Raw genomic sequence first — 24,489 nt, 5'->3', positions numbered from 1 at the left:
CGCGACCGCCGTGATGGCGTCCCCCGCGCCCGCATCCGCAGCTCCCCTCACTGTGTACGTCTCGCCCTCCGGCACCGGCACTGACTGTTCCAGCGCGCGGCCGTGCTCACTGACAGCCGCGCAGGCGGCGGTGCGATCGCTCAACGACGACATGTCGGACGACATCGTGGTGCAGTTGGCCGACGGCGTGTACCGGCTGGCCCAACCCTTGCGGCTGACGGCGGAGGACTCCGGCTCAGGCGGTCACACGGTCGTGTGGCGGGCCGCCCCGTCGGCGCGTCCGGTGATCACCGGTGCCCGGGCGGTCACCGGCTGGTCGGTGGCCGACGCGGCCAGGAACATCTGGCGGGCCGATGTGCCCGCCGGTCTCGATGCCCGGCAGCTCTACGTCGACGGCGCCGTCGCCACCCGGGCACGCACGCAGGTGAACAGGGCCGATTTCACGGCCTCCAGCGCCGGAATGAGGTTCTCGGGCGGTGCGCTGAGTTATCTGAACAACCTGGCCGACCAGAGCCGGATCGAGGTGGAGAGCGTCAACTCCTTCACCGACCGGTACTCGCCGGTGCAGAGCATCAGTGCGAACTTCATCACGATGCAGCAGCCGGCGTGGAACAACAACAACTTCGGCTACGACACCCTCATGCGGCCACACCGGGCCGGTCCGTTCTACCTGTCCAACGCGTACGAGTTCCTGGACTCGCCCGGCGAGTGGTACCTCAACCCCACGGCCGGAGCCTTGTACTACATCCCCCTGGCCGGGCAGAACATGAGCAACGTCAGCGTGGAACTGCCGACGCTGCAGTCGCTGGTGAACGTCGGGGGCACGTACAGCGAGCAGGCGCACCACATCACGTTCAGCGGGATCACCTTCACCGGTACGAGCTGGCTGGGCCCCAGCAGCAACCAGGGTTACGCGGACCAGCAGACCGGCGCGTACATCGCCGGCAACTGGAGCTGGCCGGGCTTCGACTCCTGCCACAACGGCTGCACGCAGTTCGAGGCCGCCCGGCCACACTGGCTGCAGATGCCGTCCGCCGTGCAGGTCTCCGCCGCCGACACCATCACCTTCAGCGACTCCAAGTTCGTCAACCTGGGCCAGACGGCCATCGGTATCGGCAACGACGCCAACGCGCACGCCAGCGGCGTCGGCCTCGGCGCCCGCAACATCACGGTGACCCGGTCGGAGATAGCCCGGAGCTCAGCCGGTGGCATCCTCGTGGGCGGCGTGCGCGCCGACGCCCACCACCCCAGCGACCAGCGCATGGTCAACAGGGACATCACGATCAGCGACAACCGCATCCACGACCTCGGGGCGGACTACCGGGGCATCGTCTCTGTCCTGACCACGTACGTCACCAACAGCACCGTCGCCCAGAACGAGGTCTACAACATGCCGTACTCCGGCATGTCGATCGGGTACGGCTGGGGCGCCAACGACGCGGGCGGCAGCAACCACTATGCCAACCGCGGCCTGTACAACTACCAGCCGCGCTACACGACGCCGACCACCGCGTCCAACAACCGGCTCATCGGCAACTACATCCACGATGTCATGCAGCAGATGAACGACGGTGGCTGCATCTACACACTCGGATGGAACCCGAGCGCGCTGATCAGCCGGAACCACTGCCTGCGGACCAACGGACACTTCGGGGTGTACTTCGACGAGGGCTCGAAGTACTACACGGCCACCAACAATGTCTTCTCGAACACCGGTACGTGGGCGACGGCCAACTACTGGGGCGGCGAGAACATGGGGAACTGGACCGTCACCAACAACTGGTCGACCAACGGCAGCACGAACGTGACCAACGGGGACCGCGGCAACGTGGTCTCCGGCAATGTCACGGTCACCAATGGCAACTGGCCTTCCGGTGCCCAGGAGGTGATGGCGTCCGCCGGACCGCAGGGCACCACCCCACCGCCGACAACGGCTCAGCAGATCGTGGGCGCGCAGTCCGGCCGCTGCCTGACCGTCCCCGGCTCCAGCACCACCAACGGCACCCAGACCCAACTCTGGGACTGCACCGGCGCAGCCGGCCAGACCTGGACCTACACCGCCGGCAAACAACTGACCCTCTACGGCGACAAGTGCCTCGACGCCAGCGGAGGCGGCACCGCCAACGGCACCCCGGTCATCGTCTGGGACTGCAACGGCCAGAACAACCAACAGTGGAACGTCAACCCCAACGGCACCATCACCGGCGTCCAGTCCGGACTGTGCCTCGACGCCAACGCCGGCGGTACCGCCAACGGCACCAGGATCACCCTCTGGTCCTGCCACAACGGCACCAACCAGCAGTGGGCACTGCGATAGCGGAATCAACGCCTATTCGCTCTCTCTGCAGGCGACGGACTACCTCTTCGGCCGCAACGCCCTACCCATCAACTGCCACTAGGAGATGACCACCTGCGCTGCGATGGCATCGGACTCGCTCGCGGCAGGACCCGTCAGTCGCCTCTGAAGCGTGTTGCAGAGGGCTGTGATCAGGGCATTTCCCTTGTATGCGTGGGGTGTTGAGGGCTGATCCGTTGTGGGTGGAGACGTTCACGGGGCTGCGGATGAAGCAGTTCGAGCGGTTGCTGAAGGTGGTGCGGGAGCGTGGTGGCGACGGGTCGCGAATCGGGCGACCGTGGTGTCTGCCGCTTGCCGACCGGGTGCTGGTGGTGGCTGTCTACTACCGGACGAACCTCACCATGAGGCAGCTCGCGCCACTGTTCGGGGTCTCGCCGGCCACGGTGTGCAGGGTGATCCAGCGGCTGAGGCCCCTCCTCGCGCTCGAGCCAGCCGCACGTCCCGTCGATGCCGCGGACCGGCTGTGGATCGTGGACGGCACGCTGGTCCCGGTCCGCGACCGCAAGGTCGCTGCCTCGAGCCGCAACTACCGGTTCTCCGCGAACGTGCAGGTCATCATCGACGCCGACACACGCTTGGTCGTGGCCACCGGCCGTCCGGCCCCGGGCAACAAGGTCGACGCCCATGTGTGGCGCGACTCTGGCCTGTCGGACCAGTGCCAGGGCGTCACCGTGCTCGGCGACGGCGCTTAATCAACACCGGTCTTGTAGTGCCGCATCGCAAACGACCCGGCCGGCCCCTGCTGGCCGGCGAGGAAGCCGACAACGCGGAGCATCGCCGGGTCCGTGCACGGGTCGAGCATGCGATCGGGCGGCTGAAGAACTACAAGATCCTCCGCGACTGCCGATAGCGCGGCGACGGCCTCCACCATGCGGTCCAAGCCGTCGCGCACCTGCACAACCTCGCTCTGGCCGCGTGATCAGAACAGCACTGGTCGGGCCCTGACCTGCAAAATCACAGCCTTCTGCAACACGCTTTAAGGAGGTCGTTTTCATCTGTAGTGCGGCGCTATCTCCGGTATTGCGTCCGCTGATGATCTGGTGCGGGTGGGTCAGCCGGGTTGGAGTTGCTTGCAGAGGCGGGTGATGTGACAGCTGGGGCAGAAGGCGGCCTGCGCCTGTCTCATTCCAGGACGCCCGTATCTGTTCCGTGCTTCAGTCCGGCAGACCGCATGCCTGGGCGCACGCCCCCGACCGGCGGTACGTTCAAGGCATGGCCGACCGTCGTCGTATCCGAATGATCTGTCTGATGCCCGCTGGGAGTTGATCGAGCCGGTGCTGTCCGCCTGGCGCGCCGAGCGCCGGGGCCGGGCCCTGGACTTCGGGCGGCCACCCGAGCACGACCTGCGCGAGATCATGAACGCGATCTTGTACGTGGACCGCACGGGGGTGCAGTGGCGCTACCTGCCGCATGATTTCCCGCACTGGAACACAGTCTACGGCTACTTTGCCAAGTGGCAGTCCGACGGCATCTTTGCCCAGCTCAACGGCCTGTTACGGGAGTTGGTGAGCCAGCAGGAGGGCCGGAACACCAAGCCGTCGGCGTGCGTGATCGACGCGCAGAGCGTCAAGACCTCCACCAGCGTGCCCGCCACCAGTCAAGGCACGGACAACGCCAAGAAGATCGTGGGCCGCAAGCGCAGCATCGTGACCGACACGCTCGGCCTCCTGCTGGCGGTGCTGGTCACCGTGGCCGGCGTTCAGGACTCCGTGGCCGGCACCCAGCTGCTCGGTCAGGTCGCGGCTGCCCACCCCGACCTGCGCAAGGTCTGGGTCGATGGCGGCTACCGCAAGCACTTCGTCGAACATGCCGCCGCCTTGGGCATCGACATGGAAATCACCACTCGCGCCCCCGGGACCAGGGCTTCATCCCGATACCGAAACGGTGGGCGGTCGAGCGGACCTACGGCTGGCTGATGCTCCACCGGCGCCTTGTCCGCGACTACGAAGCCCACCCGCACCGCTCCGAAGCCATGGTTCACCTCGCCATGACCGACCTGATGGCCCGCTGCCTCACCGGCGAGGCCACCATCTCCTGGCGCGACCCGACATCAACGGATCAAAAACATATACCGGGATGAAGCAACGAGAGAAAACGATCTCTCAGCGACGAGGAACCCTCTTCGCCGAGACCGCCGACCGCCTTCCAGACCTTCCTGGACCAGAACGAGATTTCCCGGTCGAAGTCCTGGCGGATCCTCGGCAGTTGAGCCCGACCATCCAAGATCCCCGACAGAGTCAAGTGAGGAACGCAGGAAGCCCCGTCGGGGCAGGGTGACCAAATGGGGCCCCTGCCCCGACGGGGCTCGGTCGGCCGGGCGGCGGGTTACCGGCGCCCGGCAGAGGCCGGTGCCGTGTGCGGTGCTTTGCGGCTCAGCCGAAGGTCACGTCGCTGCACCACATGTAGGCCTGGTCGAGGTGCGAGGCCTGCCAGATCACGAACAGGATGTGGTGTCCGGTGTAGCCGGAGGTCTGGACGGGGAACGTGATGTTCTGTGCCGGGGCGAAGCGGCCGGTCTGCGCGATGAAGTCGAGGTTGCTCCAGCCCAGGGTCTGGGTCTTGGGGTTGAAGCCTTGCTTGCTCACGTAGACCTTGAAGTAGTCGGCACCGTGGGACGCCTGGTCGTACAAGTGGACCGAGAAGTTGTTGCCGATGGTGGTGGTCTTCCACGGTCCGGGCTTGTCCAGGCTGGCGTTCCTCGAGAGGTTGTTGCTGCAGAGTGTCCCGTCGGGGGTCCGTGCCTGGAACTGGCCTCCGAGGCCGTCGCGGAGCGCGCTCATCCAGTTCCACATGGTGTCGGGGTTGGCCTGGAAGGCCTGCCAACACATGGGGTCTTGGGTCTGCATGGCCGGGTTCGTGTGGTTGTTGCCCCACGTCTTCCAGCACTGGTACGCGCGGGTGGCGGGGCCGACGACGGTGCCGTGAGCCTGGGCGGGGGTCGACCAGGCGAGGGCGCCGACGGCCACGGCGAACAGCATGACGAGCGCCTGGAGAGGCCGGCGGAGGGACGCCCGCGAACGCCCGGTTAACGGACTTTTTTTGCGCATGTGGGGGGACTCCTTCCAGTTGCAAGGCTGCTATGGGAGCGCTCCCAAAGCTAGGCCTTCTGTGTGAGATGTCAATGAAGCAGACGGAGTTGATTACAGGGGTGGGTGGCGAGCAGGGAATCCGCCGTGAGCCGGGAGTCAGAATTGTTCGCGGGACCGGAAGGCGAGGATGCGGCCTGGACCGGTGTGCTCGCGCGGCGGGCGGTGCGCAGCGGGGGCCACCCTCTCCTGGCGCGACCCGACACCCGGGGATCAAACACTCATTCCGGGATAAAATATCAGGAGAAAACGACCTCTAACGCCGTAGCCGGGTCGGCTCGCCCGGCCCGCTGCGGCGCACCACCCACGCCTCGGTGATGTGGGTGAACATCGCCTCGGCCGCACCCTTGGGGTCGTGCGCGGCGATCCGCTCGTAGATGCGCCGATGGCCGTGGTTGGACGCGACGCAGAAGGCGCGGCCGGTTCGGCCCGTGTAACGGGCGGAGTTGATGACCTGGCGCTCCAGCGAACGGACCACGGCACGGCCGATGCGGTTCCCCGACGCCTGCATGACGGTGTCGTGGAACGCCCGGTCCTCTTCGTGGTACGAAGCGGGGTCGTCGACGAGCTCGTCCATCCGCTCCACCAGACTGCGTAGCTGGTCGATCACCTCGGCGTTCGCCAGGCGGGCGGCGACGTTGGCCATATCGGACTCCAGCACGCGGCGGGTCTCGACGAGGTGATCGAGGATGGCCAGGCTCTCGTCCTCGGCGATGGTCGCGCCGAGGACCAGCTCGTCAAGCATGTTCCACATCGCAGGCGGGGTAACCATCGTGCCGGCGCCCTGGCGGACCTGCACCAGCCCCTTCTCCTGAAGTATCTTCACCGCCTCGCGGACCACGGTGCGGCTGACCGAGAAGGTCTCGCAGAGCACGGGCTCGGGGGGTAGCGGCGAACCGGACGGATGGACTCCACGGACGATCCGCTCCACCAGCTCAGCCGTGACCGCGGCGGCAAGGTTCGCCGGGCGCCGGCTCCAGGCGGGGGCCTCGGAGGCCTCTGCGGATGACTGCGGTACTGCCGTCATGACACCCCCCGGGACCCGTGCTGTATCACGGATGCTCGCCAACTATACGGCATCCGGTTGACGTCATACGTCATACGGGTTACATACCTCATACGAGTTGCGTTCCTCCTCAACCTCAATCGCCGGACAGCCGGCCACCTCAGGAGAGTGGGGCAGCAATGAAGCAGCGAACACTGTGGTTGGCGATCCTGGTTGCCGGGCTCGTCGTCTTAGCCGGCTGCGGAAGCGCCGCCGACCCGGATGCGGCGTCCGGTGGTTCGAAGGGCAAGCTCGTCGTCTGGGACTGGAAGTCCGGCGACGCCACAGCGTCCTCATACGTCAAGAAGGCCAAGGCCGACTTCGCCAAGCGGCATCCCGGCGTGACGGCCGAGTTCGTCGCGCAGCCGTTCGAGCAGTACTACACCCTGCTCGGGGCCGCCATCCAAGCCGGCAAGGGGCCGGACGTCATGCTCTTCAACGGCGGCGGGCAGATCCGTGACCGCGCGGACTCCCTTCTGCCGTTGGACGAGTACGTCCGTGATGACAAGAAGCGGCTGGCCGGGTGGGAGGCCTTCACCAAGGACAGAAAGACCTACGCCGCTCCGGTGACATTGCAAGGTCACCCGATCTACTACAACAAGTCGCTCTACCGGAAGGCAGGGCTGGCCCCGGAGCGGCCGGCCACCAGCTGGGACGAGTTCGTCGCCAACTGCCGGACCATCACCAAGGCGACCGGTGCCAGGTGCTTCGCGCAGGGCAACAAGGAAGGCATCGGTATCCAGTTCTTCCTGTCCGGACTCGGCTCGGGCGTCCTGTCGCCCACGGAGTACGACGACTGGATCGCCGGCAGACGAGACTGGTCCTCGCCGGCGGTCAAGCGGGTCTTCTCGCTCTGGAAAGAGGCCAACGACAAAGGCCTGAACAACGACGGGGCGAACTCGACCGCGATGTTCAACGACGCGTTCGCGGTGTTCCAGTCCAACAAGTCCGCCCACGTCATCGGGTTGATGTCGGACATCGGGCACTGGAAGGACTTCGCCGAATTCCTCGACGCCGGAAATGTCGGCGTCATGAAGTCGCCGGTCGTCACGGCCGGCGCCACGCCGAGCCTTCCCTACGACGGCGGCATCGGCTACGCCGTCGCGAAGTGGACCAAGGACCCCAAGGTCGCCGCCGACCTGGTGCGCTCCCTGACCTCGACCGACGCACTGAAGTCGTTCTACGCCGACGCGGGCGCCATCGCGGCCGACCGCACCGTGGACGTCTCGAGCGGTGGCCCAGCCGTCGCCGCCATCGTGTCCGAGATCGACCGCGGCAAGCCCGCCCTGCACGTGGCGCTGTCGTCCAAGACCGTAGACCTGATGGGGCGGCTGTCTCAGCAACTGCTGAGCGGATCGGTCACGGTCGACGCGGCGGTCAAGCAGCTTGCGGCGTCCGACCAAACGGGCTGAGGCCATGTCACCCGTTGGTTCGTCGGTCCGCGCTGCTCAAGGGGCGCGAGCAGGTGAGGCGGTAGGCGGCCGCGGCCCTGCGTCGAAATCTCCGCGAGTCCGGAACGGCCGGCGCGCCGAACGCCTCGCCCCCTACATCCTGGTCGCTCCCGCTGTCCTGATCATCGTGGTGCTCCGGCTTTGGCCACTGGGATTGGGTGTCAGCTTCTCCTTCACTGGTGACGGCGAACGCAACGGCGCCCCGGTGGGACTCGACAACTACGCGGAGCTCATCGACGACCCGTTGTTCCGCACCGCGCTGCGCAACGTCGGACTGCTGGTGCTGCTGCTGCCGGTCGCGGTCGCGATCCCGGGACTGCTCGCCACCTTCATCCACCTGCGGGTGCCAGGACACCCGTTCTTCCGGAGCGCCTACTTCTTCCCGGCTGTGCTCTCACCGGTGATCGTCGGCGCGATCTTCAACCTGCTCCTGGCCTTCGACGGTCCGCTGAACGCCGTGCTCGGCGGCTCAGGGGTCGGCCCGGTGGACTGGCTCGGCGATCCCGACGTAGCCATCTTCGCCGTCGTCGGCGTGCACATCTGGGCGACGTCAGGGATGGCGCTGGTGGTGTTCCTGGCCGGGTTCGCGACCCTGGACTCCGCACTTCTGGACGCCGCCCGGGTCGACGGCGCCTCGCTCACGCGGATGATCTGGCACGTCATCATCCCGGGTCTGTCCCGCACCATCCAGTTCGTCGTCGTCACCACGATGATCGGGATGCTGACCTCGATGTTCGGGCTGCTCTACGTCATGACCAGTGGTGGCCCGGAAGGGTCGACCTACCTGCCGGAGTACTACATCTGGGTCCAACAGGGGCAGATGAGCCGCCCGGCGCTCGCGTCGGCCGCGTCCACAGTCCTCTTCCTCATCATGCTGGTCGTGGGCCTGCTGCAGGTCGGCCTGCTGCGCCGGGCGGGGAGGGAGGACTGATGTCCCGCCTGGGGCCGGGCAGATGGCTGGTCGCCGTGCCGATGGTGCTCCTCGCCCTGGCGACGATCTACCCGCTGCTGTTCACCGCCAACGTCGCGATGAAGACCCGCCGGGAGTACATCCTCGACCGGTTCTCCCTGGCAAGCACTCTCCAGTGGGACAACCTCGGCACCGCGTGGAACAGCGTCGGCATGGGGCGGTACTTCCTCAACTCCGTGATCGTGGTGGCCTGCGCCGTAGCACTGTTACTGCTCATCGGGTCCATGGCCGGGTTCGCGCTGGCCCAGGTGCGGTTCCGTGGCTCGTCCGCGCTGGCTCTGGTCTGCCTCGCGGCACTGTTCATCCCGTTCCAGGTGATCATGGTGCCGCTGGCCAGGATCATGGCCGACGGCGGTCTCATCGACACCTATCCGGGGCTGATCCTCGCCTACGTCGCGCAGTTCCTGCCGTTCACCGTCTTCTTGATGACGAGCTACTACCGAGCGGTGCCCACCGAGCTCGTCGACGCCGCACGGATCGACGGAAACACCCTGTACGGCGTCTACCGGCGAATCATGCTGCCGATGGGGGCCCCGGCACTGCTGTCGGTGGGCATCCTCGACGCGCTGTTCTGCTGGAACGACGTGCTCATCTCGCTGCTGATGATGCCGTCGGCCGACCATCGCACCCTGATGGTGGGCATCACCTCACTGCGCGGCCAGTACTCCGCCGACATCCCCACCTTCGCAGCCGGTGTCCTGATCGCCGGGCTGCCCGTGTTGGTGACCTACCTGTTCCTGCAGCGCCAGATCGCCGACGGCGTGACGGCCGGCGCGACGAAGGGATGACGCATGCGCATCACCGGGTACAGAAGCCTGACGACGGCGCAGCAATGGGGTCGACCTGTCGGTGACGCCAACGGCGTCTACGCCGACGGCGTCGTGCCCGTGCAGGTCGTCATCGTCGAGACCGATGAGGGGATCACCGGAGTCGGCCTGGGACCGCACGTGGAAGCCGAGGTGATTTTCGCCGCCATCGACGGCCAGGACCCGCGCGCGGTGACCGCCCTCTACGACCGCATGCTGCGGCACACCTTCAAAGCCGGGCATGCCGGCGTGGTGTTCGGCACGATCGGCGCGTTCGACACGGCGTTGTGGGACATCAAGGCACAGGCCGCGGGTGAGCCGCTGTGGCGGTTGCTCGGCGGCAACGACCGCATGGTCCACGCCTACGCCTCCGGCCTGGACATCGGCCTCACCGACGACGAGCTCGTCGCCACGTACCAGGTCTATGCCGAACGCGGGTTGAGGGCGGCGAAGCTCAAGGGCGGCCTGGACGTCGAGCGTGACCGGCACCGGCTGTTGCTCGTACGCGAGGTGTTGACCGAGGCCGCGCACGGGACCCGGCCAGGGCTCATGCTGGACGCGAACGAGTCCTGGAGCCGCAAGCAGGCGGTACGCCACGTCGGTGAACTGGAACGCACACTCGACCTGACCTGGATCGAGGAGCCGGTCCGGCGCTGGGACGCCGACGGCCTGGCCGCTGTCAGCCGTGGCGTACGGACGGCGGTCGCCAGTGGGGAGAACCTCACCGGCCTCGAGCAGTTCCGTCCGCTGATCGCGGCGGGAGGCGTCGACATCGTCCAGACGGCCGCGGTCTGGGGAGTCACCCACTTCCTGCGTGTCGCCGCGCTGGCGCACGCCTACGACCTGCCGGTCAGCCCGATCGGCAACACGCCCGTCGCGCTGCTGCACGCCGCGACGTCGGTGCCCAACCACCTCGTCAGCGAACTGCAGGACCTGCAGCCGCCGATCGGTGTCGCGATGGACCTGCACGTCGAGGACGGCGCCTTTGTGCTCGGCGACACGCCGGGCCTGGGCATCCGGATCGACGAAACGGTGATGGCCGCGGCCCGTCAGCGAACGGCACACGCACCCGACGGACCGCACATACGGCCGGAGCAGGCCGGTCGGCGGCTGCTCGCGGTCACCCCTGGACCATGCCGATCCACCGCGGAAGGGACGTTCGACACCATGGGGATGGAGGACCGATGAAGGCGCTTGTCTACCGCGGGGCCCGCACCCTCGAGATCGAAGGCCGGGTCGCCGAGGCGCCGGCCCTGGCGAAGGTGTGGGGCGGGCGCGGCGTCAACGCCAACGCCATCGCACCGGGCTACATCGCCACCGACAACACCGAGGCGTTACGCGCGGGCCCCCCGCACAACCAGGCGATCCTCGGCCGGATCCCGGCCGGTCGCTGGAGACGCGCCGACGATCTCGCCGGGGCCACGGTGTTCCTCGCCTCCCCGGCGTCCGACCATGTCAACGGCATCGTTCTTCCCGTTGATGGCGGATGGCTGGGGCGATGATGGGCTGCCAAGCATTACCGGCCGGCCGCGCCCGAGTCGATCGTGAGTGCGAACCCGAGGGTGGCGACGTGCGCGGCACCTGGGGCGGTCTTGCCCGAGGCAACGTGTATGGGCTCGTGATGCGAGCCGGGCGAGCCGACGAGAGGAGCCTGGTCGTCGCCGCACAGGCCGGCGATCCACGAGCGCTCGACGACCTGGCCGCGACGTACCTGCCGCTGGTATACGCGATCGTGCGCAGGGCACTGGGTGAGCTTGCGGACGTCGACGACGTGGTGCAGGAGACGATGCTGCGGGCACTTCCCGAGCTGCGCACGTTGCGCGCCCCGGAGTGCTTCCGGCCCTGGCTGGCCACGATCGCGACACGACAGATCAGCACCCATCTGCACCGGCGGCGGACGGACGCCGAACGGACGGCCCCCCTGGACGAGATGACCGACCTGCCGGACGCCGACGCCGAGAACCTGGCCCTGATCCACGTCGAGCTGTCCGGTCATCGCCGAAAGACCGTACGCGCCAGTCGATGGCTCGACCCGGACGCCCGGGCGCTGCTGTCGCTGTGGTGGCTGGAGGCCGCGGGCCGGCTGACGAGGGCGGAGCTCGCGGCGGCGCTGGGAACGAGCGCGGCTCACGCGGGTGTGCGCGTCCAGCGGATGCGCAACCAGCTGGAGCTGAGCCGGTCACTGGTCGCCGCGCTGGAAGCCAGCCCCCGGTGCCCACAGCTGACCGCCGCGCTGGGGGGCTGGGACGGCGTACCGAGCACGCTGTGGCGTAAGCGCATCACCCGGCACACCCGATCCTGTGCGGACTGCGGCCGGGCCGCCGACGAACTGGTACCCCTTGAGCGGCTGATCGTCGCCATGGCGCTGCTCCCCGTCCCGCCGACGCGGTCGGCCACGGTGCTCGACAGACCTGCGCTCGCCAGGGCGACCGGGAATGCCGTCGTGATGGGAGCCGAGTCGGCCGAGGTCGGCTGCGGGCCGGTTGCCGGCGTCAAGGCCGGGTTACTCGGCCAACTCGCCTGAGGGCCGCTCGAGTCGGCACCCGAGTCTTCGCGTTCGGCGACGGCGCCGTGCTTTTCGGCATTACGGCGACTGCGACTGTTCAAGCCGGCCGCCGATAACGAAAACTGCCGCGATTTACACGCGTCCGTCACTCCAATTCGTTGCCTGAAAAGGTTATGAGAGGTGGCCGTCAATAGTCCCGCTTCTCCGGTTGGTTGCACGACGGCTCGGGCCCGAATATGTCGACGGTTCCCTCTTGAATGGACCATGGCAATCTGTCAATCTTCTAGTGGTCGACGCGTAAGGTTCCCCCATTCATGACCTGTGAAAGCGGAAGCCAAAAGCGATCTACGGATTGCCGACGCTAACACAGTGAGGTGGCTCCGACTTCGAAAGGTGCCGGTGATGAACGAATTCGTGCACTCGGCTGATCCGCCGCGGCGGCCCCGGGCCCGAGCGATCCTGCCCCTGCTGTTGACCCTGTCAGCCGGGTTGGTCGCGGCCGGCACGGTGCCGCTGTTCACGGGAACCGCCGACGCGGTGTCCACATTGGGCGCCTCGGAGGCGGAGAAGGGCCGCTACTTCGGCGCCGCGGTCGGAACGTACAAGTTCTCCGACAGCACCTACATGTCGGTTCTCAACCGCGAGTTCAACAGCGTCGTCGCCGAGAACGAGATGAAGTGGGACGCCACCGAGCCGCAGTGGGGTGTCTTCAACTACAGCGGCGGTGACCGCATCGTCAGCCATGCCCGGGCAGGCGGCATGGGCGTGCGCGGCCACACGCTGCTCTGGCACGTCCAGCACGCCCGTTCGCCCGCTCCAACGACGTGACATTCTCGGGCCCGGCGTGGACCCGGGACTTCACGGGGAGCTGATCCGAGCCGGTAACGACCTGACCGTGCCGTTAAACCCGTGCCAGTCGCAGTTCCTGTACCAGGGCATGGACCCCAACGCCGGCGGCGACTACATCTCCCTGCCGTGGCGGACGGGGCTGCTCACCCAGACCAACTCCACCTGCTGACCGGAGATCCGGGCGAAGCCGGGGAGCGAGGCTTTCCAGGCGCCACGGCAGCGGCATGACGCTGACATGCTCGCTGCGCGAGCGATCTGGGAGGGGCCGGCGCGGAGAGGGCAAGCTCCGCGCCGGCTCGGCCGGCTGCCGGCAGGCGGCCGACGTCAACAGATCCGGCGCAGCGCAGACGTGAACACACCGCCAACCGGGAAGGCACGACCATGCCCCACACCCATCGTCGGCGCTACCTCGCCCGGGCGCTCGCCTGCGTCCTGACCGCTCTCAGCGCGCTCGCGGTCGTCGAGCACCAGAGCGCCTCGCCGGCCGCCGCCGACACCGCCCGGTTCCGCGGCGTCAACTGGGCCCGGCTCGGTGACAACTTCCACGGTGGACCGCTGGTCCTGCACGGGTTGAGCGGTTCCGACAGCTACCAGACGGTCGTGGCGAAAGCCAACGCCATCTACACCGGCTTCGAGAACAACCTCGGCGCCAACACCGTTCGGCTCCCGATTAACACCTACACGGTCGGGACGAGTTGGTGGAGCGCGTACACGGGCGCGATAGACGCAGCCACCGCGAAGGGATTCAAGGTCGTCCTCTCCTATTGGGACGACGGGGTGGCTGCCCGCGGCGGTCGCATCGTCAACCCGAGCGCCTTCGACACCATGTGGAACACCGTGCTTGCCCGGTACGGCACCAACAGCCTCGTCTACTTCGAGCCGATGAACGAACCGGGGGGGCACAGCGCCGGCGAGTGGGCGAACGTGGTGAGCGACTGGATCAGCAGCCACCCGTCGATTCCACGGAGCCGCATCTTCGTCAGCGGCGCCGGCCTGAACACTGACATCAGATCCATGTGCGCCGACCGCCGCCTTGACGGGACGTTCCTGTCGCTGCACCACTACACGTTCTTCAGCGGCGCGAAGACCTACGACCAGTGGGTGGCGTACCTGCGGAACGCGATCGGGTCCTGCGCCGACCGCACTGTCGTCGACGAGTTCGGCGCGCCGATGGATACCGGGCTCAACTACCACGACGCCGGCAGCACCGACAACTTCGTGCGCTATTTCCGGGCCACCACCACGGTGCTCCGGGAACTGCGGATCGGCTCCATCTACTGGCCCGGGCTGGGCGGGAAGATACGCGCCGGCCAGGGCGACGACTGGTATGCCATGCAGAAACTGCACGGCACCGGTACCAACCTCACGCTCAGCACCCCCAGCGCCAGCGGCCGCGAGCGCCTCAGATACGGCTGGGGCTTGGATGGCGAGGTTCCGGCCCCGACCAGCCTGCTGCGCAATGTCAGCACCGGGCGCTGTCTGGACATCCCCGGCGGGACCACGGGGAACATCCAGGTCCAGGTGTACACCTGCGCCAACACGGTTGGCCAGCAGTGGACCTCGACGGCCGGCGGACAGATCACCGCACTCGGGGGCCAGAAGTGCCTGGATGCGTACAACAGCGGGACGACGAACGGCACCGTGGTCGGCACGTGGGCGTGTAACGGCGGCGACAACCAGCGTTGGACGGTGGGCGCTGACGGCGCCATCCGCAGCGTTCACTCCGGTCTCTGCCTCGACGTGAACACCGCCACTTTCAAGGTGCAGCTGTGGGCGTGCTGGGGCGGTGACAACCAGATATGGCAGATCCAGAACACTGACGCGCGACGCGACGCCCGACTCGGCGGACACGGTGGACGGTGACCGCCGGCCGCGGCCGAGCCGATGGCAACAACGACGCCACAGTAAACGGTCTGCTGGCAGCGCAAGGGTCGTTTTGTGCTACGAGGCGACGAGGTTCGCCACCGGGCGCAAGAACGCGCTCCGCGTGGAGATCAACGGGTCGCTCGGCGCGGTCGCTTTCGACTGGAGCCCTTTGCTGACGCCCTCCAAGTCCAGTTCGTTCGGGACGCGGTGCTGCGCTCGGCCGAGGCGGGCCCGTCGTGGACGGAGGTGATGCCCGTAGCGGCGACGGTGACCGTCCAGTCATCGGCGGCGCGGACACGGACAGAGACCGGCGCGACTGCACGGCCTTGCGTGTCTGCGGGGTTTGCGAGGCCGTGAGGCCGACCGGCCTCGTCTCCAGCCCTGCCCGCCCGGACCGGCGTGGGACCGGTGGTGATCGGATGCCGCCGACTCCGGACGCCATCCTGAGCCGGCCGGGTGGGCGGGGCATTCACCGCGAGTGGCACACCATGGTGCCGCTCCGATGCGTAAGGAGTCGCACATGGGTACAGGTGTCTGGCTGGTCGGCGCGCGGAGCCGTCGCCGTGACGGCCACCGTCGGTGCGCTCACTCTGCGGGCCGGGGTCACGGAGCCGACCGGCTGCGTCACGGCGCTGCCCGTACTGCGCGGACCGGCGCTGCCCGACGTGGCCGACCTGGTCTTCGGCGGACATGACCTGGTGACCATTCCGGTGATCAAGAAGGCGGAGGCACTGGCCGACTCCGGCGTGATCCCCGCCCGGCTGGTGGTCGCCGTCTCCGACGACCTGGCTGAGGTCGAACCCTGGATCCGCCCGGTTCCGGTCGCGGCCCGCCAGGCCGACGCGCCCGGCCGCCCCGCGTTCGACGCCGCTTTCGCGAGGAAGGACCGAGGCCGGCGCAGGGCCGGTCACCCAGCCGGTGGCCGGCCTACGGCTCGTCGGAGAAGACAGCGTACGGCCGTCGCCTTTCTCACCGGCGGTTTGTCATCACCGAAGTCAGTGACCTGCTCCAGTCCGTGAAGGGAGAACGACATGTCCGAGGTGACACGCAGACGGTTTCTCGCCGCCGGGGCGGCGGCTGGAGCAGGGATCGTGCCGGGTGGGTGGACGGCCGTTGCCAGGGGCGGCTCGGCCGCGCCGCCGGAGGTCCTGGCCGCCGACGACCTCGCCCTGTGGTACGACAAGCCGGCCGGCACGGACTGGCTGCGGGCACTGCCGATCGGCAACGGACGCCTCGGCGCGATGGTGTTCGGCAACGTCGACACCGAACGGCTGCAGCTCAACGAGGACACCGTCTGGGCCGGCGGTCCGTACGACTCCGCCAACACCCGCGGCGCGGCCAACATCGCCGAGATCCGGCGGCGGGTCTTTGCGGATCAGTGGGGGCCGGCGCAGGACCTGATCAATCAGACGATGTTGGGCAGCCCGGCCGGACAGCTGGCCTACCAGCCGGTCGGAAACCTTCTGCTCTCCTTTGGCAGCGCTACCGGTGCGTCGCAGTACAACCGGACGCTCGACCTCGCCACCGCCACGGCCATCACGACCTACGTGCTGAACGGCGTGCGGTACCAGCGTGAGGTGTTCGCCAGCGCACCTGACCAGGTGATCGTGGTCCGGCTGACGGCCGACCGGGCCAACTCCATCGCCTTCAACGCCACATTCGACAGTCCACAACGGACTACGGTGTCCAGCCCGGACGGGGCCACGATCGCCCTCGACGGCATCTCCGCCACCATGGAGGGCATCGCCGGGCGGGTGCGGTTCCTCGCCCTGGCCAACGCCGCCGTGACGGGCGGCACGGTCAGCAGCTCGGGCGGCACGCTGCGGGTCTCCGGCGCCACCAGCGTGACGGTGCTCGTGTCGATCGGCTCCAGCTACGTCAACTTCCGGAACGTCGGCGGCGACTACCAGGGGATCGCGCGGAGCCGCCTCAACGCTGCCCGCAACGTCGGCGTCGACGAACTACGCAGCCGGCATCTCGCCGACTATCAGGCGCTGTTCAGCCGGGTGTCGGTCGATCTTGGACGTACGACGGCGGCCGACCAGCCGACCGACGTACGGATCGCACAGCACGCGCAAGTGAACGACCCGCAGTTCTCCGCCCTGTTGTTCCAGTTCGGCCGGTATCTGCTCATCTCATCCTCGCGGCCGGGCACCCAGCCGGCGAACCTGCAGGGCATCTGGAACGACCAGATGGCTCCGTCCTGGGACTCGAAGTTCACCGTCAACGCCAACCTGCCGATGAACTACTGGCCCGCCGACACGACGAACCTGTCCGAATGCTTCCTCCCGGTCTTCGACATGATCAACGACCTGACCGTGACCGGCGCCCGGGTGGCCCAGGCGCAGTACGGCGCCGGCGGCTGGGTGACGCATCACAACACCGACGCGTGGCGGGGCGCCTCGGTCGTCGACGAAGCGCGGTGGGGGATGTGGCAGACCGGTGGCGCATGGCTGGCCACCCTGATCTGGGACCACTACCTGTTCACCGGTGACGTCGACTTCCTCCGCTCGAACTATCCGGCCCTGAAGGGCGCCGCTCAGTTCTTCCTCGACACCCTGGTCGCCCACCCGACGCTCGGATACCTGGTCACCAACCCGTCGAACTCTCCGGAGCTCACTCACCATGCGAACGCCACCGTCTGCGCGGGGCCCACCATGGACAACCAGATCCTGCGCGACCTTTTCAACAGCGTCGCCCGCGCCGGCGAAATCCTCGGCGTGGACGCCACCTTCCGCGCCCAGGCAGTGGCGGCCCGGGACCGGCTGGCGCCGACGCGGGTCGGCTCCAGGGGTAATATCCAGGAGTGGCTGGCCGACTGGGTGGAGACCGAGCGGACTCACCGGCATGTCTCCCACCTGTACGGTCTGCATCCGAGCAACCAGATCACCAAGCGCGGGACACCCCAGTTGTACGAGGCCGCGCGGCGGACGCTGGAGCTGCGCGGTGACGACGGGACGGGATGGTCACTCGCGTGGAAGATCAACTTCTGGGCACGGATGGAGGACGGCGCCCGGGCCCACAAGCTGATCCGGGACCTGGTGCGGACTGACCGGCTCGCGCCCAACATGTTCGACCTGCACCCACCCTTCCAGATCGACGGCAACTTCGGCGCCACCTCGGGCATCGCGGAGATGCTGTTGCAGAGCCACAACGGCGAACTGCACGTGCTGCCGGCGCTGCCGGCCGCCTGGCCCACCGGGCGCGTGAGCGGACTGCGCGGCCGCGGCGGATACACCGTCGGCGCCGAGTGGAGCAGCGGCCGGATCGAGTTCGTCGTCACACCCGACCGAACCGGTGCCGTCCGGGTGCGCAATCGGATCTTCGCCGGCGACTTCACGCTGCGGGACGATTCCAGCGGCGAGCCGGTCCAGCCGAAGCGGCTCGAGGCCGATCTCATCGAGTTCGTCGGCCAGGCCGGCAAAACCTACCGCGCGTCCGCACTCAGGCCGGGGCCGGTGGAGGCCGGCGTGGCCTACCGGCTGGTGGCCCAGCACAGCGGCAAGGCTGCCGACATCAACGGTGCGTCCACGGCTGCCGGTGCGCGGCTGATCCAGTGGCAGATCACCGCCGGTCTCAACCAACACTTCGAGTTCCTGCCCTCCGACGACGGGCACTACAGGATTCGGGTTGGGCACAGTGGTCTGGTCCTGCAGGTCGCCAGTAGCAGCAGCGGCGCCGACATCACCCAGCAGCCGGATACCAACGCCGCCGGCCAGCAGTGGCGGACAGTCGACCACGGCGGTGGCGTGATCAGTCTGGTCAACCGGCAGAGCAGCCTCGCCCTGGACGTGTGGGAGGCCTCCACCGCCGACGGAGCCCGCATCTCCCAGTGGGCAGCCACTGGTAGCACCAACCAGCGATTCCGGCTCCAGCGCATCCAGCCCCTGGGCGAACTGCGGTCCGACCGACCGGGGAGAGCCATGTCACCGAGCACCGAGTGAGTCGCATGATGCCGGTCCACAGATTGTTTCCCGGGCGAGCCGGGCTAGCGGCATTGCTCGTTCTCGCCTGAAGGGTGTCTTTATTGCTGTACGGTCGTTGACCTGGGGCTTTGTGATCGTCCGCGTATGGGCATGATCAGTGATCGTGGGTCTGCGACTGCTCTACCTGATCTTCTGCCGGCTACTGGGCTGCCTCCTCTTGCTGGGCCGTTCGACCGCCGCGAACAACGCCGAGATCCTCGTGCTTCGCCATGAGGTCGCTGTGCTTCGCCGGCAAGTTGTGCGGCCGCGGCTCTCATGGGCTGATCGTGCCGTGCTCTCCGCTCTCGCACGGCACCTGCCATCCGCCTTGCGCCGCCATCGGCTGGTCACCCCGGGACGCTGCTGGCCTGGCACCGCCGTCTGGTGTGCTGGAAGTGGCGTCAGACGGCGGTCGGACCGGGTCGGCCACCGCTGGCAGAAGAGATTGCGGCGCTCATCCAGCGCTTGGCGCGAGAGAACCCGACCTGGGGATACGTCAGAATCCAAGGTGAACTGCGACGGCTTGGCCATCGGGTTGCCGCCGCCACGATCCGGCGCGTCCTGCGCCGCTCCGGTCTACCGCCCGCACCGCAGCGCGCATCCCAGCAGACCTGGCGTACCTTCCTCCGAGCCCAAGCCCACACGCTTCTGGCCTGCGATTTCATGCACGTGGACACCGTCCTCCTCAAACGCCTCTACGTCTTCTTCGTCATGGAGGCTGCCACCCGGCGCGTTCACGTCCTGGGCGTCACCGCCCACCCGACCGGCGTATGGGTCACTCAACTCGCCCGCAATCTGCTCATGGATCTCGGCGACAGGGCCGGGTGCTTCCGGTTCCTCATACGGGACCGGGACAGCAAGTTCACCGCCGCGTTCGACGACGTCTTCGCCGGCAACGGCACAGCCGTCATCCCGACCCCGCCGCAAAGTCCCCGGTCCAACGCGTTCGCCGAACGATGGATACGTACAACCCGCGCCGAATGCACCGACCGACTCCTGAGCACCGGTGAACGACACCTGCGTACGGTCCTCAACCGGTACGCCGAGCACTACAACACGGGACGGGCCCACCGAAGCCCTGGCCTACGAGCACCCGACGACGACCCGAACGTCATCCCCCTGCCCGCTGCCGCGGTCAGGCGCCGCCAGGTACTTGGCGGACTGCTCAACGAGTACCACACCATGCCACCCCGGCTGCCTCACCATCCACACGAAAAGCCCAGCTCAGCAGCCTAAATGGGATATTGACACCATTCAGGCGTTCGTCCGTACGCACCTGGGGAGAAAGGTCCGTACGCCGACAAGGATCTCCGCGTCCTTGTCCCGGTCGGTCATCGGCAGCAGGCGCAGCATGGCGAACGCGTTTGTCACACCCAGGTAGGCCAGTCGCAGCAGCACGATCACATGACGCGCTGACGGCAGCTGTGCGAGAGCGCCGACTCGAGCGACCGCGGCCAGATTTCGGGAAACCCGATGCACCGGGCCCCACCAGGGCGGATGAGATTTCCGACAAGGGCAGGGACAGGCCGATTGATGTTCCTGTCTTGAGCGCAACGCGGGCGACGTCAGCCGTACCAGGCGATACTGCAGACGTAGACGCAATGATGGCGCGCCACTGCGAGGAAACTGATAAAGCCACGTCCGCCGAGAATGTCGAATTCCCGGAGTCCGCCTTCCCTGTCCAAGGGGCGGCCCACCTTTGCCGCGTCAACTCCGAGGGCCGCGAGCTCGGTTGCCATCCGTTCAACCTCTGCCACGACGCCCGGCGCAAGTCCGCCAGCGACGTGCTCCTCGCTGGGGTTGTACTCCCAGGTCCAGTCGGTCACAGCCCGGCCTCGGCCTCCGCTGTCTTGCGGATCTGCTGGATTTCATCGATGGCCGTCGTGGGGTCTTGTTCGGCCGTATCTACGATTCGCTCGAGTTCACGGAGGCGGGCTGCACGTTCAGGGTGTCGCTCGATGGCGATGAACACAGCCCAAGAGTGGATGAAAGCCCGAAGGGGAGCGAGGCTCTGTGTCTGTTGTGCGTTTGTAGTTGCCTCGAACAGATGCTGGGTGAGTGCAGGGATCCTGCTGGGAGCGATCCGGGCCACGGCCGCGCGCAGTGCATCAGGGGTGAGGTCGGGCATGGGGATCAGCGGTCCGTGCGGGCCGTCTGGCTGCGCGCTCACGATGACCTCCGATTGCGGGGGATTACTGTTCGTACCATATCGTGTGGGTGCCCATCGGTGTGGGCGTGTGGACAAGCGGGTGCGTGGTGGGCGCCACGACATCGGAGAATCGTGACCGCAGGCTGCTGCGCAGGAATGAGACGTCCTGCGAGAGAGAGTTCCTCGGGTGACAGACGGCCTTCTCTGTAGCGCATCAGAGCGCGGTACGAACTGTGGAAGACGATCAGGAGCGCGTTACGGTGCGATGCGGGAAGTAACAGAAAGTTACCACGCCGATGGGGGTCAAGGGGTCGCAGGTTCAAATCCTGTCGTCCCGACCAGCGTTTTCGCAGGTCGGAGGCCGTTTCCGCGGGTAGCGGAGGCGGCCTTAACCGTTTCCGGGCAGGGAGTAACGGGGAGCCCTCTGGGAGCCTGTGCCGTTCATAAACGCGTCGCTGCTGGTCATGCCGCGTATCTGTACTCATTGATCAGACCGCCAAGGACACGGGTCTGGAAGAGCCGTCGTGGGGTTTTCAGGTCAGCGGCGCGGTGTGGTGGTCGGCGAGGGGAGGTAGTTGCTCTCGGGCCTGATGCGGTCGATGTCCGTTGCAGTGTCCGGCGTAGGTGCTGAGAACACGGAGAGCGTGGCGCTCGCTCCAGAGCTACAGGTGGTCGAGGGCCTCGCGCCGCAGTGTCCCGATGGCCCTCTCACAGTGTGCGTTCATCCGCGGGGACTGCGGGGCGGTCTTGACGGTTTCGATGCCCTCGTCTTCGAAGACGGCGTCGAAGGATTCGGTGTGTTTGCTGTCCCGGTCGCGGATCAAGAAGCGCAGTGGCTCCAGACGCATGCCCTCGTCGAAGGCGAGGTTTCGGGCCTGCTGGGCCGTCCACTGTGCGGTCGGATGCGCGGTTACGCCGGCGATGTGGAGGCGGCGTGTGCCGTGCTCGAGGAAGACCAGCGCGTAGACCCGGCGAAGATCCACCAGATCGATGTGCAGGAAGTCGCAGGCGATGATGGCGTCGGTCGGTCTGGGATGTCAGGAACTCGCGCCATGTCGGCCCGGCGCGGCGGGGAGCCGGGTCGACACCGGCTGCGGTCAAGATCTTCCAGACCGCGGGAGGCGCCGATCCTGTGGCCCAGCCGGGCGAGCTCCCCCTGGATCCTGCGGCAGCCCCAGCGCGGGTTCTCCCGCGCCAGCCGCAGCACCAACTCCTTCACGGCTTTCGCTGTCGCTGGCCGGCCCGGCCTGCTCCGGCACTCGCCGTAGTCCCACCTGCGTGCAACGAGACGTCGATGCCAACCCAGCAACGTCCCTGGTGTCACAGGGGAACACCTGAGCCCAGCGACGCCGGGGTATCAGCGAGGACAATGCCGCGAACCACAACCGGTCCGCCCACTGGTATCGCCCGGGACTCGCAAGTTGCCTGCGCAGCACCGCGTTCTCGTGCCGGAGCACGAGCAACTCAGCGTCTCTGGACGTCTGCCGACGCAGCAACACTGCTGGGACCGAGAGAAGCTTCCGCGTGACCTGATACGCCAGTGACACGATCACCTGGACATGGTCCCAGCGCGCCTGCCGATCCCGCCAGACCGCCTACGACCTGCAGCGACGCATTTCTGAACAGCACATGGTTCCTCAGGTGCGAGCCCACTTCTGGTGCGGCCGGCCGTTGCAGGTCCACAGGATCACCGCGGTTCCGTTGGCGGTGCCCGCCTGGCTGACATCGAGGCACAGTCCCGAGTGAACGTTGCGGATCGAGCCATCGGAGGTGAGCGTCCACTTCTGGTTGTTCTGTCCGTTGCACGGCCAGGTGACCACAGGGGTGCCGTTGGTGGTGCCCTGGTTGTAGGCGTCTAGGCACTTGTCGCCGTAGACGCGGATCTCGCCGCCAGGCCACGTGGTCCAGGACTGGTTCGCCGCGGTGTGGCAGTCCCAGATCAGTACGGTGGCGCCGGACGCGGTGGAGGCGTCGTCGACATCCAGGCAGCGGCCCGAGCCGGCACCACGCAACCGGGATGTCGTGTTCTCCAGCGGGGTGCCCCCGGACACCCGGTACAGAGCGACGCCATGTGCCGGCACGCTCGCGGAGATCTGACCGCCGGTGGTGGATGTTGCCCCGGTCCACAGGTCGGTCAGGGTGAACGTTCCGCCGGACAGCCCGATCTGGGCCGCCGTAGTGGTGATCGCGGTGGTTCCGCCGCCGCGGTTGAACAGACCGACGGCGACCGAGCCGTCGGACAGGGGTTTGGCGAACACCTCGGCGGCGCCGTCGTCGCGCACCCGTCGTCCGCCCGCGCCCAGGGCGTCCTGGTTCACGGCCAGCAGACGTGGGTTGCGCAGGATGGCGCTGACCTCGGCGGACATGGTGCGGATGTCGTTGCCCGCCATCAGGGGCGCGGCCATCAGAGCCCACAGCGCGAAATGTGACCGGGACTCGGTCAGCGTGAGCCCCGGTCTGCCGACCACCAGCATGTCCGGGTCGTTCCAGTGGCCGGGGCCGTTTTGGGCGGCCAACGGAGCGTTGATGTCGACGACGTTTCCCACGCCCATCGGATAGCTGTTGGTGTTGCCGTTCTGCCAGATGTCCAGCAGGTCCTCGGTGGTGCGCCACAGGTCGGCGACCTGACCCCAGTCGTAGGTGGGGCCGGTGACGGCGTGGAAGCTGTTGGGGTTGATGCTGTAGACGATGGGACGTCCCGTGGCGCGGAGGGCGTCTCGCATTAGCGTGAACCGGGCGATCTGCTCCTCGCGGGTGCCCTCGGGAGAGCACCAGTCGTACTTCAGATAGTCCACGCCCCAGGAGGCGAAGGTGTTGGCGTCCCGCACCTCGTGTCCGCTGCTGCCGGTTGAGCCGGGGTAGGTGCCGACGCGCTGGGCGCAGGTGCGCTCGGTGGGCACCTGGTAGATCCCGAACTTGAGCCCGCGGCTGTGGATGTAGTCGCCCAGCGCCCTCATGCCGTTGGGGAACTTCGTCGGATGCGCGCGCAGGTTGCCTTGGGCGTCGCGCTGGGGATCGAACCAGCAGTCGTCGACCACGACGTAGTCGTAGCCGGCGTCCCGCATGCCCGAACTCACCATGGCGTCGGCGGCCTGTCGGATCACCCTCTCGTTGACGTTGTTGCAGCCGAAGCTGTTCCAGCTGTTCCAGCCCAGCGGCGGGGTGAGCGCCGGGCTTCCGGGCGCGGCCTGAGCCGGCGGCTGGGCCGGCACGGAGGAGAGCAGCGTCAGCGCGACAGCCGCCGCTGCCAGCAGGCGCGGCAGACGTCCGCGGATTGACGTACGCATCGTCTGGTCCTTCCACGATTGACCTGGGGCGCCGGGCCGCGTCGAGCCGTGATGGCCGGGCGCCGTCTATGGCGTGAGCATGACATGACGCGGCATCTCGTGCGGGCGTCCGGGGGTGGATCCCGGAAGTGATCCACCCCCGGGTGCTCGTGC

17 protein-coding genes and 5 pseudogenes are annotated in these 24,489 nt (G+C 67.5%); 15 read left to right on the top strand and 7 right to left on the bottom strand.

The window, feature by feature from the left end:
• Window positions 1-13 precede the first annotated feature (13 nt).
• From HYQ63_RS08405 to HYQ63_RS08395, 3 genes and pseudogenes are all read left to right on the top strand, one after another.
• Window positions 14-2,317 (top strand): ricin-type beta-trefoil lectin domain protein, encoded by a 2,304-nt coding sequence (locus HYQ63_RS08405; protein ID WP_179939876.1) that lies wholly within the window; start codon window positions 14-16, stop codon window positions 2,315-2,317.
• A 188-nt stretch (window positions 2,318-2,505) separates the two neighbouring features.
• Window positions 2,506-3,275: pseudogene (locus HYQ63_RS08400) on the top strand (transposase family protein).
• A 256-nt stretch (window positions 3,276-3,531) separates the two neighbouring features.
• Window positions 3,532-4,436 (top strand): annotated as a pseudogene (locus tag HYQ63_RS08395) (IS5 family transposase).
• Window positions 4,437-4,728: 292 nt separating this feature from the next.
• Here the strand turns inward: HYQ63_RS08395 and HYQ63_RS08390 are convergent.
• Together HYQ63_RS08390 and HYQ63_RS08385 are read right to left on the bottom strand one after the other, a co-directional pair.
• Window positions 4,729-5,334 (bottom strand): lytic polysaccharide monooxygenase, encoded by a 606-nt coding sequence (locus HYQ63_RS08390; RefSeq protein WP_179933253.1) that lies wholly within the window; start codon window positions 5,332-5,334, stop codon window positions 4,729-4,731.
• A 364-nt stretch (window positions 5,335-5,698) separates the two neighbouring features.
• A complete protein-coding gene (locus HYQ63_RS08385) occupies window positions 5,699-6,469 on the bottom strand; it encodes a FadR/GntR family transcriptional regulator (RefSeq protein WP_179933252.1) in 771 nt (256 codons plus the stop codon).
• Window positions 6,470-6,627: 158 nt separating this feature from the next.
• Between HYQ63_RS08385 and HYQ63_RS08380 the strand changes: the two genes are divergently transcribed.
• The 12 genes and pseudogenes from HYQ63_RS08380 to HYQ63_RS08330 all read left to right on the top strand — a co-directional run bounded on the left by HYQ63_RS08380 (window position 6,628) and on the right by HYQ63_RS08330 (window position 20,136).
• Complete coding sequence (locus HYQ63_RS08380; RefSeq protein ID WP_179933251.1) at window positions 6,628-7,899, top strand: ABC transporter substrate-binding protein; 1,272 nt, start codon at window positions 6,628-6,630, stop codon at window positions 7,897-7,899.
• A 169-nt stretch (window positions 7,900-8,068) separates the two neighbouring features.
• A complete protein-coding gene (locus HYQ63_RS08375) occupies window positions 8,069-8,869 on the top strand; it encodes a carbohydrate ABC transporter permease (protein ID WP_257232583.1) in 801 nt (266 codons plus the stop codon).
• The gene (locus tag HYQ63_RS08370; RefSeq protein ID WP_179933249.1) at window positions 8,869-9,696 is read left to right on the top strand and encodes a carbohydrate ABC transporter permease; all 828 of its coding nucleotides are present in this window, start codon (window positions 8,869-8,871) and stop codon (window positions 9,694-9,696) included. Before HYQ63_RS08375 ends, HYQ63_RS08370 begins: the two co-directional genes overlap by 1 nt.
• Before the next feature lie 3 nt (window positions 9,697-9,699).
• Window positions 9,700-10,902, top strand: a complete 1,203-nt coding sequence (locus tag HYQ63_RS08365) for a mandelate racemase/muconate lactonizing enzyme family protein (protein ID WP_179933248.1) — start codon at window positions 9,700-9,702, stop codon at window positions 10,900-10,902.
• Window positions 10,903-10,964: 62 nt separating this feature from the next.
• Window positions 10,965-11,216 (top strand): annotated as a pseudogene (locus HYQ63_RS08360) (SDR family oxidoreductase); the annotation flags it as partial.
• 119 nt (window positions 11,217-11,335) lie between these two features.
• On the top strand, window positions 11,336-12,238 hold the full coding sequence (locus tag HYQ63_RS08355; RefSeq protein WP_257231733.1) for an RNA polymerase sigma factor: 903 nt from the start codon (window positions 11,336-11,338) through the stop codon (window positions 12,236-12,238).
• Window positions 12,239-12,622: 384 nt separating this feature from the next.
• Window positions 12,623-13,048, top strand: coding sequence for an endo-1,4-beta-xylanase (locus HYQ63_RS08350; RefSeq protein WP_179933246.1), 426 nt, complete (start codon window positions 12,623-12,625; stop codon window positions 13,046-13,048).
• Window positions 13,049-13,115: 67 nt separating this feature from the next.
• Window positions 13,116-13,238 carry a hypothetical protein gene (locus tag HYQ63_RS44520; RefSeq protein ID WP_257231732.1) on the top strand — a complete coding sequence of 41 codons (123 nt, stop codon included), beginning with the start codon at window positions 13,116-13,118 and terminating at the stop codon, window positions 13,236-13,238.
• A gap of 212 nt (window positions 13,239-13,450) precedes the next feature.
• Window positions 13,451-14,932: a ricin-type beta-trefoil lectin domain protein gene (locus HYQ63_RS08345; RefSeq protein WP_179933245.1), complete on the top strand. Its 1,482-nt coding sequence runs from the start codon at window positions 13,451-13,453 to the stop codon at window positions 14,930-14,932.
• 566 nt (window positions 14,933-15,498) lie between these two features.
• The gene (locus tag HYQ63_RS08340) at window positions 15,499-15,954 is read left to right on the top strand and encodes a hypothetical protein (RefSeq protein WP_179933244.1); all 456 of its coding nucleotides are present in this window, start codon (window positions 15,499-15,501) and stop codon (window positions 15,952-15,954) included.
• 12 nt (window positions 15,955-15,966) lie between these two features.
• Window positions 15,967-18,879, top strand: coding sequence for a glycoside hydrolase N-terminal domain-containing protein (locus HYQ63_RS08335; RefSeq protein WP_179933243.1), 2,913 nt, complete (start codon window positions 15,967-15,969; stop codon window positions 18,877-18,879).
• Window positions 18,880-19,024: 145 nt separating this feature from the next.
• Window positions 19,025-20,136 (top strand): annotated as a pseudogene (locus HYQ63_RS08330) (integrase core domain-containing protein).
• An 18-nt stretch (window positions 20,137-20,154) separates the two neighbouring features.
• Here the strand turns inward: HYQ63_RS08330 and HYQ63_RS08325 are convergent.
• The 5 genes and pseudogenes from HYQ63_RS08325 to HYQ63_RS08305 form a co-directional block, all read right to left on the bottom strand.
• Window positions 20,155-20,298, bottom strand: coding sequence for a hypothetical protein (locus tag HYQ63_RS08325; RefSeq protein ID WP_179931897.1), 144 nt, complete (start codon window positions 20,296-20,298; stop codon window positions 20,155-20,157).
• 167 nt (window positions 20,299-20,465) lie between these two features.
• Window positions 20,466-20,726 (bottom strand): hypothetical protein, encoded by a 261-nt coding sequence (locus tag HYQ63_RS08320; RefSeq protein ID WP_179933242.1) that lies wholly within the window; start codon window positions 20,724-20,726, stop codon window positions 20,466-20,468.
• Window positions 20,723-21,028, bottom strand: coding sequence for a DUF6247 family protein (locus HYQ63_RS08315; RefSeq protein ID WP_009712577.1), 306 nt, complete (start codon window positions 21,026-21,028; stop codon window positions 20,723-20,725). The genes HYQ63_RS08320 and HYQ63_RS08315 overlap by 4 nt, the downstream gene beginning before the upstream one ends.
• Window positions 21,029-21,511: 483 nt before the next feature.
• Window positions 21,512-22,602: pseudogene (locus HYQ63_RS08310) on the bottom strand (integrase core domain-containing protein).
• Between the two features lie 84 nt (window positions 22,603-22,686).
• Window positions 22,687-24,336, bottom strand: a complete 1,650-nt coding sequence (locus tag HYQ63_RS08305) for an RICIN domain-containing protein (RefSeq protein ID WP_179933241.1) — start codon at window positions 24,334-24,336, stop codon at window positions 22,687-22,689.
• Window positions 24,337-24,489: the final 153 nt, after the last annotated feature.

The sequence above is a fragment of the Streptomyces sp. Rer75 genome, from assembly GCF_013414305.1.
GTDB classification, from domain to species: Bacteria; Actinomycetota; Actinomycetes; order Streptomycetales; family Streptomycetaceae; genus Streptomyces; species Streptomyces himastatinicus.
This window is presented reverse-complemented; position numbering and strand designations above follow the sequence as displayed.

Bases quoted from the DNA above. Each gene is read 5' to 3' on its own strand.
- HYQ63_RS08405 (WP_179939876.1), top strand. From the start codon at position 14: ATGGCGTCCCCCGCGCCCGCATCCGCAGCTCCCCTCACTGTGTACGTC.
- HYQ63_RS08390 (WP_179933253.1), bottom strand. From the start codon at position 5,334: ATGCTGTTCGCCGTGGCCGTCGGCGCCCTCGCCTGGTCGACCCCCGCC.
- HYQ63_RS08385 (WP_179933252.1), bottom strand. From the start codon at position 6,469: ATGACGGCAGTACCGCAGTCATCCGCAGAGGCCTCCGAGGCCCCCGCC.
- HYQ63_RS08380 (WP_179933251.1), top strand. From the start codon at position 6,628: ATGAAGCAGCGAACACTGTGGTTGGCGATCCTGGTTGCCGGGCTCGTC.
- HYQ63_RS08370 (WP_179933249.1), top strand. From the start codon at position 8,869: ATGTCCCGCCTGGGGCCGGGCAGATGGCTGGTCGCCGTGCCGATGGTG.
- HYQ63_RS08365 (WP_179933248.1), top strand. From the start codon at position 9,700: ATGCGCATCACCGGGTACAGAAGCCTGACGACGGCGCAGCAATGGGGT.
- HYQ63_RS08355 (WP_257231733.1), top strand. From the start codon at position 11,336: ATGCGAGCCGGGCGAGCCGACGAGAGGAGCCTGGTCGTCGCCGCACAG.
- HYQ63_RS08350 (WP_179933246.1), top strand. From the start codon at position 12,623: ATGAACGAATTCGTGCACTCGGCTGATCCGCCGCGGCGGCCCCGGGCC.
- HYQ63_RS08345 (WP_179933245.1), top strand. From the start codon at position 13,451: ATGCCCCACACCCATCGTCGGCGCTACCTCGCCCGGGCGCTCGCCTGC.
- HYQ63_RS08335 (WP_179933243.1), top strand. From the start codon at position 15,967: ATGTCCGAGGTGACACGCAGACGGTTTCTCGCCGCCGGGGCGGCGGCT.
- HYQ63_RS08315 (WP_009712577.1), bottom strand. From the start codon at position 21,028: ATGCCCGACCTCACCCCTGATGCACTGCGCGCGGCCGTGGCCCGGATC.
- HYQ63_RS08305 (WP_179933241.1), bottom strand. From the start codon at position 24,336: ATGCGTACGTCAATCCGCGGACGTCTGCCGCGCCTGCTGGCAGCGGCG.